The sequence below is a fragment of the Nostoc sp. ChiQUE01b genome (assembly GCF_034531255.1).
Taxonomy (GTDB): Bacteria; Cyanobacteriota; Cyanobacteriia; order Cyanobacteriales; family Nostocaceae; genus Nostoc.
Window position 1 is genome coordinate 97,070 of sequence record NZ_JAVRBM010000018.1, and the last position, 14,714, is coordinate 111,783.

The window sequence follows — 14,714 nt, forward strand, 5'->3', positions numbered from 1 at the left end:
ACTGTTGAATGTGATCGTGCACTTCAAGGTGGTGGTGGCGTGTCGCGCTACCACCACTTTGACTTGAGCAAAACTCTAAGTATTAAATTATTTAAATGTACCATCTATTACTCATTCACAGTCAAGGTGAGGATTTTATTACCAGTGTAGGTGTAAACATTGCACCAACTCAATTAGGATATAGCAACATTTTTGAGGATAGTCATCGGGCCTTGGGTTTTGAGAATCTCCATTTCTGCTGCGTTTCGCACCAGCAGGGCACCAGCAAATCCTAATGAATTCACAGAGATAGATTGGAAATGCTCTTGCGATCGCGGTACGATTAACATCCATTCTCGTGTCGCTAGCAGATTGTAAGCACCAGATTGCTTTGCATCTAAACCTACAGCGTGACGCAAAGTGCGATAAACTTCTAGTGTTGCTTGGGCCACTGCAAATGGCGATCGCACCCAATTAGAATTTAGTGATGCGAAAGCATGTACAAAAGGAAGTTTTGCTGAAGTTGCGTTCGAGCTTTGAAATTGTGCTGATGTTAGCAAAGGTTCAATCGGTATTTGCAACCCTGAAGGGGCAAGTGGTAGGGGTACTAATTGTAAGTGCTTGTGTCGCTGACTAGCACCTGCGGTTTTGCTACTGTTGTAAAATGCTAAACCATCGAAATCAGCCAAACACGCCCACATAGCCGTAAAATCTTCTAAGGTGAGTAAGCTTTCTTGTTCCTCGAAACCACGGGTGATGATTAGCAGATGATAATCTACAACATTGAATTTATTTAAAATACATACATGGGTATGGGAGATATCCGCCACAAATAAATCCTCTTCGTAGGGCAAAAAAGGATTAAACTCTTCACCAGAAATAGCAGATTGTTTTTCCTGTTTCTTCTTAGCTGCTTTTTTGCGATTCAGGTTAGACAAAATCCGCACCAAAAAGCGCACGCCATCCTGTTCAACAAATTCAAATTCTGTCGGAATCGAGAGTAGTGCCTCACATTGCAAAGCATATTCAGTCCGTTCTTTAACACTTGTCCATAAAGTGCCAGGTTTAAGTAAGATTTTCCCCTGTACCATTTTTATTCCTTCAGGCATGATGAAGAGTGCTGAGTGCTGAGTGCTGAGTGCTGAGTGCTGAGTTCTGAGTTGAAAGACCGCCCACAAGGGGCCTTGCTCAAACCCAAGTACATAAATTACTGAGTAATTCTTAATTTACTCAGTACTCAGCACTGAGTTTGGTAAAGAGTACGCAGCGATGTACGTCTCTACGAATGACTATATTCCAATACGGTTTGAGAAAATACCAAAGCTTTCACAACAACGCAATACCTTCGCAACAAAACTGTCACAAATTATATCTACATTGATAATACATCTAAACATCCTTCCAGACAGCAATGCAAAACCAATCTCGCAACAGAGAACACCCATCAAATAGCATTTCACATAACACTGCTGATGCCAAATATCATAAACCCTGGAGAAAGGCTGCCGCCTCTCTATCGCTGGTGCTGCTGGGATCAGGTATGACATTGGCAGGCGGCTATATGGCTGGACACTCTCAGCAGGTGTCTGAAAATGCATCTAATTTGGCAGTAAGTCGAGTCAATGCTGCTCCTCCATTACCAGCAGCCACAGATCCTAACTTTGTTACCCAAGTGGTACAAAAGGTAGGGCCTGCTGTGGTGCGAATTGACTCTTCCCGAACCGTAAAAACCCAGATACCAGATGAATTTAACGATCCATTTTTCCAACGCTTTTTTGGCTCTCAAATGCCAGAACAACAGGATCGGGTAGAACGTGGTACTGGTTCCGGTTTTATTATTAGTGGTGATGGTCGTATTCTCACCAATGCCCACGTAGTCGATGGTGCTGATACCGTAACAGTAACACTTAAGGATGGGCGTAGCTTTAAAGGAAAGGTTTTAGGAAAAGACGAGTTGACCGATGTTGCTGTTGTGAAGATTCAGGCAGATAATCTCCCGTTAGTAACCTTGGGTAATTCAGATCAACTACAACCCGGAGAATGGGCGATCGCGATCGGCAATCCCCTTGGATTAGATAATACAGTAACTACCGGAATCATTAGTGCCACCGGACGCAGTAGCAATCTCATCGGCGCTCCCGATAAGCGAGTAGAGTATATTCAAACTGACGCAGCAATAAATCCCGGTAACTCCGGCGGGCCTTTGCTAAATTCTCGTGGCGAGGTAATTGCCATGAATACAGCTATTATTCAAGGGGCACAAGGATTAGGCTTTGCTATTCCTATCAACACAGCACAACACGTTTCCAGTCAACTAATAGCTACAGGTAAAGTAGAACATCCTTACCTGGGAATTCAGATGGTAGGGTTAACACCTCAGCTAAAACAAAATATCAACTCAGATCCCAATAGCGGTTTGAGTGTGAATGAAGATAAAGGTGTATTAGTTATAAAAGTTATACCAAATTCACCAGCTGCGAAAGCAGGGATACGTGCTGGTGATGTAATCCAAACGCTTGGTGGTCAAGCAGTCACAGATGCCAGCAGTGTTCAAAAGGCAGTAGAAAATAGTCAAGTCGGGAGCGATTTACGTATGGAATTACGTCGCAATGGCCAGAATCTTAACATAGCTGTGCAACCTGGTGCTTTCCCCATGCAGGTACAGTAATCGCTGTGGTGAACCATTTTAACTAATTACTAATTCGTAATTCGTAATTCGTAATTATTGGTGAAACACCACACCAAAATCTCAGATTTGGTGGTCTTTACCTGTTGGGGTTTAAATCCCCAACTAATTCAATTACGAATTACGAATTATCAATTACGAATTATTTTAAGCTAGAGCCACTGCTGGTTGCTGCCAGCGTCCCACCGCCCTACCAATTACTGCCAATTCTTGCATCAAGTTATCGAAACGATCTGGTGTTAGAGATTGGGGCCCGTCGGATAAAGCTTTGGCAGGATTAGGGTGAACCTCTATCATCAGGGAATCTGTACCAGCTGCGATCGCAGCCATTGCCATTGAAGGCACAAATTCAGACCAACCTACGCCGTGGCTGGGGTCAATCATGATTGGCAGGTGAGTTAGTTTTCGCAACACTGGCACTACCGATAAATCCAGTGTATTTCGCGTATATTGACGGTCAAAGGTGCGTATTCCCCTTTCACACAAAATTACATTGGGATTGCCAGATGCCAGAATATACTCGGCTGCCATCAACCAATCTTCAATAGTAGCTGCCATTCCCCGCTTCAACAGAACTGGTTTCGGCTGCGCTCCCACTTTTTTGAGCAAGGAGAAATTTTGCATATTTCTTGCTCCCACCTGAATCACATCAGCAACTTCAGCAATTTTATCCAGGTCTACAGCATCCATCACTTCTGTAATAATACCTAGTCCGCTAATTTCCCGCGCCTTCGCCAACAAATCCAAAGCACTCTCGCCGTGTCCTTGGAAGGCATAAGGTGAAGTCCGGGGTTTGTATGCCCCTCCGCGCAAAAATGCGGCTCCAGCCGCCTTGACGCGCCGCGCCGTCTCCACAATCATTTCTTCATTTTCTACAGAGCAGGGGCCGGCAACAACTACCAAAGGCTGGTGTTCGCCAAATATCACCGCTCCATTGGGGGTATTAACTACCACATCCGAAGCTTCGCCGTGGCGGTACTGACGGCTAGCTCGTTTGTAAGGCTGTTCTACGCGTAACACCTGCTCAATCCAGGGGCTAAGTTCCTGAATTTGTAGTGGATCTAAGCTGGCGGTTTCACCTACTAGACCAATAACTACTTTGTGTTGACCAACAATTTTTTCTGGAGTTAGCCCCCAGCTAGTTAATTCCTCATCAATGCGGTTTATTTCCGCCTCTGGGGAACCACTTTTCATTACTATAATCATCTGAAAGTTCCTGATTAATTAATTGAGTAAAATTTTCTGTAAATAGGCTAACTTTATTGTTGCCTATTAGCCTAATTACAAAAAGTTAAAAATAAAATTTGTTTAGAAAATAAATAGACAAAATGTAGCGCTCAGTCAGTACTTTTACTATTAAATAACTAAATATGGGGTATAAAAAAAGATTATAAAATTTTAATTAGCAATGTTGAAGTTATAAAATTTCAACTTCAACATTCATGGGTTCGGCACTTCCTTCAAGTCGGGAAACCCGCAAGGGCGGAGTGCCTCACTTCTTCATTTACCCAATATCACAGTTACTTAATACCTGAGCGCCGTTCATTATGAGTTTTTTTGCCGAGTTTCGCGCCAAGCTGTCACCATTCGTCCCCAATTGGTGTTAAACTCACCCAAACCTAGCAAACTTCCGACTTTTTCTTCATCCCAAGAGGCTGAGAGAACGCCGTAAGTTATCCCTAACACCCCCAAACCAAATAATCCCATGTTCACTAATAACACGGCGATGGGAGGTAGTCGGATGTCAGAGTAGGTAGCAAGCAGATAGCTAGCAACCAAGGCGCTAATGCCCAAAGCTGTTGGTACACCACAGAACCCAACTACCCGTCGGATCATCCGTTGGCTGACTACTTGGGGAATTGCCATCTCTTGTTTGGTGTAAACCACTTTTTTATCAGCCTGTTTGGTAGATTCTTGAGGCTGTGCTGCTGGTTTACTTGTAGTTTTTGCGGGTTTTTGGCGCTTTTTGTTCGGTTCAAAGGGTAAACGGCTGCGTTCAGATTCTTCAGCAGACATAAGCGGTAGTCCTATCCACGAATACCGAGACGAGCAATCAAAGCTTGATATTTTTCCCGGCTTTCTTGCGATATATAAGCTAGAAGACGCTTGCGCTGGCCAATTAGCTTCAACAGTCCCCGCCGGGAAGAATGGTCTTTTTTATTTGCCTGAAGATGTTCGCTGAGGCGGTTAATGCGCTCGGTTAGCATAGCAACTTGGACATCGGCCGAGCCGGTGTCAGTTTCGTGAACTTGGTAATTGGAGATTATTTCTTGTTTCCGCAGTTGCGTGAGGGCCATGATCGATTCAGTTTCTAGTTTTTCTAAATGTATGCAGCAGTCTCCTATAATATCACAGCCCTCAAGCTGGATGTGGAATGACCTCTGAAGTAATATTTGTACTTTTTAATACTATTTTTACGAGGCTAACATCTAAATATACTTCATATACTTCGTTTCAATCCCTGATATCATGTCCGCTAAATTACCCTTAATTCCCTCGGAACCCCAAAGAGCCAACGCTACGCTTTGTCTCCCCTCCCCGCTTGCGGGGAGGGTTGGGAGTGGGGTGTTTTTATTATGGTCAATTCGACCGACATGATATGATAGGGATCTTAGTTGATTGCGATCATATTGCACCATCGGGCGATCGCACCAAAATGATAGAAGAATGATAGAAGATAAGTTTCAATCCCTAATAGGGATTTTAGTTGATTGCGATAATAGCTGAAAGTCATTAGGGTGCTGCCTACGCCTACGCAATTCCAGCGTGCTGATGTGAGCCAGATTCATCCATAAGTATGATGATTTTAGGGTGATGCCTACGCAATTCCAGCATCCCCATGACTAACCTTATTTGGCAACGTCTTCAAAATCTGTTATCGCACAAGCAAATTCTCTAAAAGCTGTTTTAATTAGAACCTCTTTCGTTCCTCTTTCCAGGGAAGAGTTGCGTATGAGGTCTGTTAATTCTATGAACAACAGAGAAAACATAAAACGATCTTGGCGGTCAACTTGTTTCAAACAAGACGATATAAACTGATAAAGCTCTGTTTTTCTGGGTTTGGTTTGTTCATCCCATATTTGCAACCCAAGCCGAAAAGTTCTCAAGCGGATTTCATTGGTGTTGTATGACGCGTCTTTGTAGCGGACTAATACGCGTTGAGGTATATCCATGAGTTTTAGCTATACATATTCAATGTAAAGTAATTATTCACTTATATTTTGGCTCGACCGGAAAAATCTGATATTTTGCACCAATCGTAACAGCCACCATCGGTTAGAAATGAATGACTTGCGTGGAATATGAAATCAATTCGCAATTCGCAATTCGCAATTCGCAATTCGCAATTAAACTAAGCCACCCACGAGGGGGAGCCAGTCTCGTGGGCGGCTCTGCCGACTTGAGAGAACTGGCGTTGAGGTTTCTACCTACCTTGAGAGACAGGGATTTTTTCGCTTGACTTCGGGCGAGGTTTTCAACCCTTACTTTTTTCATAAAGATTTATGTAGGGTAGAACGGCTGTGCTACCCTACGCTCGTCAATTTAGAGGATACCCCAGAAATGGAGTAGCCCTTGACCAGAAAAAGCTTCAATCAAAATTGCAGATACAAAACCAATCATTGCAAGACGACCGTTCCAATTTTCACTCTGGGGAGTGAAGCCAAAACGCACAGCATTAGGATCTTCTGAAACAATAGGTGCAGTATTCTTAAAATCTGACATGAGCATAACTCCAAAGTTCAAGTGTTGTAGCAGTTGTAACTGTCTGTAAAGTAATGTAACAGATATTTAAGTAAAGGCGACCTGCGGAGGGCAAAATCTTGAGTACAATTACTCATGCAGAATGTGGGATACTACCCAAGGTTTTATAGCAAAGTGCTGAGTGCTGAGTAGAAACTCAGTATTATCAAAGGTTTCAGGAACCAAGATAGTCCTAACCTATGCTTCGACTGCTATACATTCAAAAATGCTTATAAGCTTTGTAGGGCAAGGGATAACGCTCGGTCTGTGTCCTGACGTTATCCCTTGTTATTTAAATTGCCTTGACAAAGACTTGTGTGTAGACCGTAGTTAAGCTCTTGGGGGAGACAAAGCTACGCATTGGCTCTTTAGTAGAGTTCTTAAAGTTACGCTGGATAAATCCGTAATCTTCTATTTGGTTCTTCGCCAAAACTATGCGACTTGAGGCGATAATGTTCTACCAACTCATGTTGCATCTTGCGAACTTGGGGAGAACGTGGCAATAACTCCACTGGCTGTCCTTTAGGAATCACAATTTGCTCAACGGCAAGTCTAGCTTCTTCAAGAGCATCCATCTCATCATCGCTACCATTGTGCAAAAACAATTGCAGTTCTCTATCATCGGCCATTTCTGGGTCGTCGATATTCAGCAACCGCCGCAAACCACGGGTAATTTGGGGAATGGTGCTGGACTTAATCATGTGGATGGGTACGTGACGGGCTTTGGCCATTTGGCGTAATTTGGCGTGGTTTTTGACGTGCGATCGCAGTGCTAAAATTGCATCAGCACTATCTATATCTTTTGTCAATACTACGGGCAAAGTTAGCACGCTAATCACCTGTTCTAGTTGGTGGCGGCTAACCCCATAAGGGTAAACGTGCAATGGCAAATCTTCACCATTCGGCCCTGGCACTCTTGTAGCAGCATCAAAATCAATGCTCTCAGAATAATTGAAGGATTCATCCAGCAAACGGTCAAACTCACTGCGCCCAGTTACCCGCTCTACAGGCAATTGTGGCAGTGCGACCATTTGTCCAGATGAACGCCAGCCATTAGAGGGTCGCGCCGGTGGGAAAGAATCCTCCACTGTTCCTAGCTGTCCACCACGACCGTTGACAACAGCTAACTGCCTTGTAACCGCGATTTTGCCGTGGTCATCAACGGTTCTCGTTTGTGGAGTGGGCTGACGACCTCGCAACAGATTATCTACGGTGTCAGCAACACTTTCGTGTACTGTCCAGCGTTGGCGTTCTAACATCTCCACCGCAATTTCAAAGGTAGGCGGGGCTTTCCGCTCCAAAACGGTCTTTTGAGAGCCTCGCCGTCTGGCTTCATCGTCTCCCAACGTCACAGCTTGGATACCCCCAACTAAATCAGCCAGGGTGGGGTTTTTAATCAGGTTTTCGATCTGATTACCGTGGGCAGTACCTACCAACTGTACACCCCGTTCGGCAATGGTACGAGCTGCTAAAGCTTCCAGTTCTGTGCCAATTTCATCAATGACAATGACCTCTGGCATGTGGTTTTCTACTGCCTCAATCATCACTTGATGCTGTTCATTTGGATGAGCCACTTGCATCCGCCTCGCGCGACCAATGGCGGGGTGGGCAACATCACCATCCCCAGCGATTTCGTTGGAGGTGTCAATAATCACCACTCGCTTATGCAGATCGTCAGCTAAAACACGGGCTATTTCCCGTAAGGCGGTAGTTTTGCCCACACCTGGACGCCCCAGCATGAGAATCGATTTACCAGTTTCTACCAAATCGCGGATCATGCCAATGGTTCCGAATACGGCTCGACCAACGCGACAGGTCAAGCCAATAATCTTACCAGTGCGGTTGCGAATAGCGCTGATCCGATGCAAAGTTTGCTCAATTCCTGCCCGATTATCTCCGCCAAAGATTCCGACTCGTTGAATGCAATCATCTATTTGTTCTTGAGTAACAGGTACTTCGCTCAAATACTCAGCTTGATTAGGAAAGCGAGCCTCTGGGCGACGACCCAAATCCAAGACCACTTCTACTAAACTATCTCGTTTGGGATGACTCTCTAGTACTTGTTGCAGGTCTTGGGGCAAAATGTCTAATAACTTTTGGAGATCGTCTGTAATCGTCATGCGTTCTATGGTGACGTTTTTAGAGATAGCGAGGACATTTGCATGCAGGAGAACCCGCCTGGGTATTTTTTCCGAACGAGCGATTAACCCTCCTGCTGTGACTTGATCTGGGAAACGAGAGAATGGGCAAGTTCTACAGCTTGCCAAAGCAATACTTCATCTTCTTCTAGGCGAACAGTCGCCTTAATATTGGTGTTACTTACCTCCTTATTCTCTAACTGTTCGAGAATTGGTGACAGCAGTACACGGGCATAGCTACCATAGGCGACCCCAGAAATGGATGGAGATGAGGGAGATGAGGGGGATGAGGGAGATGAGGAGGTTGTTGCTCCCCTTGCTCCCCCTGCTCCCCCTGCTCCCCCTGCTCCCCCTGCCTCTTTCAGTAGTCCCATCGCCTTTAACTTCGCAACGGTATACTTATTTGTGCCGCCTGCTAACTGCACATATCCGGGTAACTTAGCTGCCAAAACTTTTTGCCCTAATTTCACCGCAGCTATTGTGGTGCCATCGCCAATATCACCACTCATCGGGCGACCGTCAGTTTGCCAAATTAAAGCACTATTAAATGGGGCAATCAGGTCATACAGCGCCCTTAAGTAGTCAGTCATCCCCTCGCCATCGGGACAGCTGATAGCTAATAACTTTAGTTGATCGACCCACGGTGAAATTGCTTGCCATAATCGCTCAAATTCTGCCAACCGCCCAACTTTTGTATGGATTTCTACGGCATCTATTCCTGTTGACATTACCAATGGCGCGATCGCTCCCGGCGTTGTCACGGATGAAGCTGTATAAATTATACTATAAGGGCAAACTGGTATGCAACGACCGCAGCCATAACACTTTTCGGATACTACTCCTGAAAAGTGTTCTTTGATACTGTCAAACACAATCGCTTGTGCCGGACAAATCCGTTCACAGGGTCTAGGGCAGTCTGTAGGACACTCATGAGGATTAAATTCTGCTTTGCGAAAATGGGGATCTTCTCCATCGTTTAGGCTGACCATCAAAAAGGGTAAATTGCCTTTGTAGTCAAAACCTCGCTTTTGGGCATCCCTAGCCAGAGATTTGGCTACAAGTAGCCCTGATTGCGCTGCTGCAATTACTGCTGGATCAGCTGCAACATCTATGCAGTCAGCGCCCGCCAAAGTATAGGCTAACGTTAAACTTCTGACTGCCGGCAAATGCTGGAAGCTGGCTCCGCAGATCAGCTTGAACCAGTCACCTTGTTTGAGAGATTGTAAAGGTACGAACAGATCAGTCACTATTCTATTATGCGTTTATGCGACTAAAAATAGTAGTCTGCGATCAAGAAAAAGTCCGAATTTGCTGATTTAGGGTTTATTGAATTGGGCATGGGGCATTGGTGGGCACAAGAGGCAGAGGTGCAAAGGGGCAGAGGGGAAAGACTTACTACAACTTCTCCCCTGCCCCCCACTCCCCACTCCCGCAGCTGTCTTAGGAGGCCGACAACATGACAACTGTATTTTTTGTAGAAGACTCTGCTGAAGATAAAGCTTTGTATCGACGCTTCCTAAAGCGGGACGATCGCTACACTTATGATATTTACGAATTTGAGTCTGGAAATAAGGCGCTACAAGCTTGTCAAGAGAAAATACCAGATGTGATTTTGTTGGACTATCGATTACCAGATTTAGACGGGCTGGAATTTCTCACTCAGCTACAGAGGCAAACTTCTAATAATAGCCAAATTTCAGTAATTATGCTGACTGGACAGGGAGACGAAACGATCGCAGTCCAAGCTATCAAGAGTGGGGCGCAAGATTATCTAGTCAAGGGAAAACTGACCACTGATAATTTTTGTCGAGCTGTTCATGGGGCGATCAAGCAGATGCAGCTAATGCGGCAGCTAAAACAACAACAGGAACAACAAAAGTTAGTAGGAGCGATCGCTCTTAATATTCGCCAATCGTTGAGGCTTCAAGATATCCTTGCCACGAGTGTTCAAGAAGTCCGCCAATTACTGGACGCCGATCGGGTACTGCTGTATCAATTTACGCCTAAAATGCTGGGTAATATCGTAGCAGAGTCGGTATTACCCCAATGGACAAAAATCTTAGGACTGGAGATTGAAGATAACTATTTTCAGGAAAATCAGGGGGAAGAATATCGCCAAGGAAAAATCTGGGCAGCGACGAACATCTACGAAGCGGGTTTAAGTAATAGCCATATTCAACTTTTGGAACAGTTTCAGGTGAAGGCGAATTTAGTTGTCCCCATTTTGTTAGAGAGCAAGGAGACTCAAGCAGTTGAACTCTGGGGGCTATTTATCGTACATCAATGTTCTGCCCCCCGACAATGGCAGACATTTGAGGTGGAGTTGCTCAAGCAACTGACAGTGCAACTAGCGATCGCTATCCAACAAGCCGAACTTTACCACAATCTTCAAACCCTCAACACCGAGTTAGAAGCCAAAGTAGAAGAACGCACTGCCAAATTGCACCAAAGCGATCGCCGTTTCCGTGCCATTTTCAATAACACTTTCCAGTTCATAGGGCTGCTAACGCCAGCTGGCATTTTACTGGAGGCGAACCAGACGGCGCTAAATTTTGGCGGACTGAAGCTTAAAGATGTGATTGATCGTCCTTTTTGGGAAGCATACTGGTGGACAATTTCACCGCAAACTCAAGCAGAATTAAAACAAGCGATCGCTCGTGCAGCTCAAGGGGAGTTTATCCGTTATGAAGTTGATGTTCTCGGTGCAAATAGCCAGGTAGCAACAATTGATTTTTCACTCCGTCCGCTTTTAGACGAGACAGGTCAAGTTGTTTTGTTGATTCCAGAAGGGCGAGATATTACCGAACTCAAACAGGCTGAAGAAAAACTCCGGCAAAGTGAAGCACTGCTAGCCACTACTGAACAAATCGCTCATGTAGGCAGTTGGGAATTGAATTTAGAAACCAAAAAGGGCTGCTGGTCAATGGAAACCTTTCGCATTTCTGGTCTAAATACCACTCAAGGCGAACCCAACCAAGCAGAACTTCTCCAAATGATTCACCCAGACGATCGCGCCTTGATTAAGACCCAACTCGAACAGGCGATTACCCAAATAACCCCTTTGAACCTTGAGTATCGAATTATCCGACCTGATGGTTCAGTGCGCTACGTTGAGTCGAAAGCAGAGATAGCTTATGACGCTCAAGGGCAGCCAGTTAAGCTATTGGGAGCGATTATAGATATTACAGAACGTAAACAAACCGAATTAGAAATCATTCGTAGTCGTGACTTGCTAGAAGCTGTTTATAATGAATCCGCTGATGCACTTTTTTTGGTAGATGTCGAAACATTACTGATCGCTGACTGTAACGATCGAGCAGTCAAACTATTTGCAGCCTCTAGTAAAGCTGAACTGATTAACATTGAAGGTAATACTCTACAAAAACAACCGTTTGCTTCCAATGAAATCGCCACCTTTGTGGAAGAAATTAACCAGCAAGGGTTTTGGAGTCGAGAAATTGAATATATTACTAAGCAGGGCAAACCCTTTTGGGGAAACATCGCCGCCAAACAAATTACAGTCGCTGGTACTGTGATGCAACTGGTACGAATCACGGATATTACTGCACGGAAGCATGATGAAGAAGAGCGTAAACGGGCAGAAATAACTCTCCGAGAAAGTGAGGAACGACTACAATTAGCCCTTGAGGCTTCTGGAGACGCTTTGTGGGACTGGAATATTTTGACTGGAGAGGTGTATTACAGCCCTCGCTATTTAGAAATGCTCGGATACGGCTTTGATGAACTCCCACAGGATTTTAGTACCTGGGAGCAATTAGTTCATCCAGACGATCTACCTTGGGTGGAGAAAATCTTGGCAGATCACCTTAAGGATAGTTCAGCACAGTACAAATTTGACTATCGACTCCGAACTAAGTCGGGCGAATGCAAATGGATTGCCAACTACGGTAAGGTTGTGATGCGAGATGCAGATGGTAATCCTCTGCGAATGACTGGTACTCATCGGGATATCAGCGATCGACAAGCTGCGCTACGCGAACACAAACAAGCCGAAGCAGCCTTAGCCAAAAGTGAAGAACAACTGAGACTAACCTTGGAATTTAACCACATCGGTCTTTGGGATTGGAATGTTCAAACAGGCGAAGTTATCTGGAATGACAACCATTATCGTTTGTTAGGTTTAGAGCCAGAAATATCAGCAGCCAGTTATCAACTATGGCGCGATCGCGTGCATCCAGAGGATGTTGACCGAATCGAACAAGCTGTATCAAATGCACTAGCACAACATATTAATTTTCAAGGCGAATATCGAGTGATTTTTCCTGATGGTAGGGTTCACTGGCTGACGGGGAAAGGGCGTGGTGTTTACAACGAAGCAGGCGAACCTGTACGGATGCTGGGCGTAATTATTGATGTAAGTGAGCAAAAACAAGCAGAAGCAGCCTTGGAAGAAAGTGAAGCCCGATTCCAGGCATTTATGAACAACAGCCCAGTGTTAGCTTGGATCACTGATACAGATGGGCGTGTACTTTACTTAAATCAAACATACCTGCGGACATTTAAATTACTATCCGAACAGGTGATTGGGCAATCCATTTTTAACCTTTACCCAGATGAAATTGCTCGGCAGCATTTCGATCATATTCAGACAATTACACAGACAAATCAGGTAATTGAGGTAATTGAAGTTGCTCCTCGACCAAACGGTTCCCTTGGTGAGTTCTTGGTATACAAATTCCCGATTCTCGGATTGTCTGCACAAAAGCTAGTGGGTAGAGTGGCGATCGACATCACAGAACGTAAGATTTTGGAGCGAGAACTGGCTCACAAGCAAAAGTTATTGGATACCTTCATCAATAATGCACCTGTTGGTATAACCATTCTCGATCGGGAACTACGTTATTCATTAATTAATGAAGCATTAGCAGAAATTAATGGTATTCCCGCAGCGACGCATTTTGGTAAGACACCGTGGGAGATTGTCCCTGATATAGCACCAAAGCAAGAGCAACTCTTTCGACATATCTTAACAACGGGTGAACCGATTCTGGATTTGGAAATCAGTGGAGAAACCCCAAAATTTCCAGGTATAATCAGGACTTGGCTAGCTTCCTATTTTCCGATTCAGTCTGAAGCCGATGAACCGATTAGCATAGGCGTTGTTGTAGTTGAAATCAGCGATCGCAAACGCGCTGAACAAATGTTAGAGTTGCAAGCAGTGATTACCCGCAACATGGCAGAAGGAATTTGCCTAGTTCGTGTCACAGATGGCGTGTTTGTCTACGCCAATCCTAAATTCGAGCAGATGTTTGGTTATGAACCTGGTGAATTAATTGGTCAGCATGTGTCGATTATCAACTACGGTGATCAAAATAATACACCTGAAGATGTTAGTCAGGCGATTTGCATTGCTATTTTGAAACATGCTGAAGCAACCTATGAAGTCCATAATATTAAAAAAGATGGCACTCCATTCTGGTGTAGCGCTACCGCTTCCGTTTTTGAACATCCTGAGTATGGAAGCGTCCTTGTGGCTATCCAACAAGATATCACTGAGCAAAAGCAAGCGGAGGAAAAAATCAAAGCCTCTCTGAAAGAAAAAGAGGTATTACTCAAAGAAATTCATCATCGTGTTAAGAACAATTTAGGAATTGTTAGCAGTTTGCTGCAAATGCAATGCAGACGAACACAAGAGCCTATGGTGACAGCTATTTTGCGCGATAGCCAAAACCGCATTGCTTCCATTGCCCTAGTTCATGAAAAACTATACCGTTCTGAAGACCTCGCTGATATTGATTTCGCTCAATACATTCCAGATTTAACAACTCATTTATTTGATTCTTATAATGTCAGTTCCAGCCACATTCAACTAAATATTCAAGTTGATAATGCTAGCCTCGACATCGAAACCGCCATTCCTTGTGCCTTGATTATCAACGAACTGGTTTCTAATGCTTTGAAATATGCCTTTATTGGTAATTTTGGAGGAAAAATTGAAGTTAAGTTTTATCAAGAATCCGCATCTACTTTGATACTCATTATTAGAGATAATGGTGTTGGTTTACCTGAAAACTTTGATAGTAAGAAAACTAAAACGCTGGGTATAACTCTTGTCCAGGGTTTAGTCAAGCAGATCAGAGGAAAGCTTGAAATTGACTCTCAACAGGGAACAGAGTTCAAAATTACATTTACAAACGGTCGGGCATGAC

At 44.4% G+C, this 14,714-nt stretch carries 10 protein-coding genes; 2 read left to right on the forward strand and 8 right to left on the reverse strand.

Annotation, left to right across the window (positions count from 1 at the left end; translation table 11 throughout):
• Window positions 1-173: 173 nt before the first annotated feature.
• Window positions 174-1,070, reverse strand: a complete 897-nt coding sequence (locus RMY63_RS14655; RefSeq protein WP_322729421.1) for a phosphorylase — start codon at window positions 1,068-1,070, stop codon at window positions 174-176.
• 320 nt (window positions 1,071-1,390) lie between these two features.
• Between RMY63_RS14655 and RMY63_RS14660 the strand changes: the two genes are divergently transcribed.
• Complete coding sequence (locus tag RMY63_RS14660; RefSeq protein WP_322729401.1) at window positions 1,391-2,647, forward strand: HhoA/HhoB/HtrA family serine endopeptidase; 1,257 nt, start codon at window positions 1,391-1,393, stop codon at window positions 2,645-2,647.
• 165 nt (window positions 2,648-2,812) lie between these two features.
• On the opposite strand, the gene aroF is transcribed toward RMY63_RS14660, so the two are convergent.
• The 7 genes from aroF to ldpA form a co-directional block, all read right to left on the reverse strand.
• Window positions 2,813-3,871, reverse strand: coding sequence for a 3-deoxy-7-phosphoheptulonate synthase (aroF, locus tag RMY63_RS14665; RefSeq protein WP_322729402.1), 1,059 nt, complete (start codon window positions 3,869-3,871; stop codon window positions 2,813-2,815).
• A gap of 339 nt (window positions 3,872-4,210) precedes the next feature.
• The gene (locus RMY63_RS14670; RefSeq protein ID WP_322729403.1) at window positions 4,211-4,681 is read right to left on the reverse strand and encodes a PAM68 family protein; all 471 of its coding nucleotides are present in this window, start codon (window positions 4,679-4,681) and stop codon (window positions 4,211-4,213) included.
• Between the two features lie 11 nt (window positions 4,682-4,692).
• Complete coding sequence (gene rpsO / locus RMY63_RS14675) at window positions 4,693-4,962, reverse strand: 30S ribosomal protein S15 (protein WP_041565894.1); 270 nt, start codon at window positions 4,960-4,962, stop codon at window positions 4,693-4,695.
• 552 nt (window positions 4,963-5,514) lie between these two features.
• On the reverse strand, window positions 5,515-5,838 hold the full coding sequence (locus tag RMY63_RS14680; RefSeq protein ID WP_322729404.1) for a hypothetical protein: 324 nt from the start codon (window positions 5,836-5,838) through the stop codon (window positions 5,515-5,517).
• A gap of 370 nt (window positions 5,839-6,208) precedes the next feature.
• On the reverse strand, window positions 6,209-6,388 hold the full coding sequence (locus RMY63_RS14685; RefSeq protein WP_322729405.1) for a chlorophyll a/b-binding protein: 180 nt from the start codon (window positions 6,386-6,388) through the stop codon (window positions 6,209-6,211).
• Between the two features lie 404 nt (window positions 6,389-6,792).
• Window positions 6,793-8,526 carry a R3H domain-containing nucleic acid-binding protein gene (locus RMY63_RS14690; protein WP_322729406.1) on the reverse strand — a complete coding sequence of 578 codons (1,734 nt, stop codon included), beginning with the start codon at window positions 8,524-8,526 and terminating at the stop codon, window positions 6,793-6,795.
• Between the two features lie 83 nt (window positions 8,527-8,609).
• The gene (ldpA, locus tag RMY63_RS14695; protein WP_322729407.1) at window positions 8,610-9,791 is read right to left on the reverse strand and encodes a circadian clock protein LdpA; all 1,182 of its coding nucleotides are present in this window, start codon (window positions 9,789-9,791) and stop codon (window positions 8,610-8,612) included.
• Window positions 9,792-10,000: 209 nt separating this feature from the next.
• Here ldpA and RMY63_RS14700 point away from each other — a divergent pair, with 209 nt between their 5' ends.
• On the forward strand, window positions 10,001-14,713 hold the full coding sequence (locus tag RMY63_RS14700; protein WP_322729408.1) for a PAS domain S-box protein: 4,713 nt from the start codon (window positions 10,001-10,003) through the stop codon (window positions 14,711-14,713).
• Window position 14,714: the final 1 nt, after the last annotated feature.

Coding starts and splice junctions, on each gene's coding strand:
- RMY63_RS14655 (WP_322729421.1), bottom strand. CDS start 1,070: ATGGTACAGGGGAAAATCTTACTTAAACCTGGCACTTTATGGACAAGT.
- RMY63_RS14660 (WP_322729401.1), top strand. CDS start 1,391: ATGCAAAACCAATCTCGCAACAGAGAACACCCATCAAATAGCATTTCA.
- aroF (WP_322729402.1), bottom strand. CDS start 3,871: ATGATTATAGTAATGAAAAGTGGTTCCCCAGAGGCGGAAATAAACCGC.
- RMY63_RS14670 (WP_322729403.1), bottom strand. CDS start 4,681: ATGTCTGCTGAAGAATCTGAACGCAGCCGTTTACCCTTTGAACCGAAC.
- rpsO (WP_041565894.1), bottom strand. CDS start 4,962: ATGGCCCTCACGCAACTGCGGAAACAAGAAATAATCTCCAATTACCAA.
- RMY63_RS14680 (WP_322729404.1), bottom strand. CDS start 5,838: ATGGATATACCTCAACGCGTATTAGTCCGCTACAAAGACGCGTCATAC.
- RMY63_RS14685 (WP_322729405.1), bottom strand. CDS start 6,388: ATGTCAGATTTTAAGAATACTGCACCTATTGTTTCAGAAGATCCTAAT.
- RMY63_RS14690 (WP_322729406.1), bottom strand. CDS start 8,526: ATGACGATTACAGACGATCTCCAAAAGTTATTAGACATTTTGCCCCAA.
- RMY63_RS14700 (WP_322729408.1), top strand. CDS start 10,001: ATGACAACTGTATTTTTTGTAGAAGACTCTGCTGAAGATAAAGCTTTG.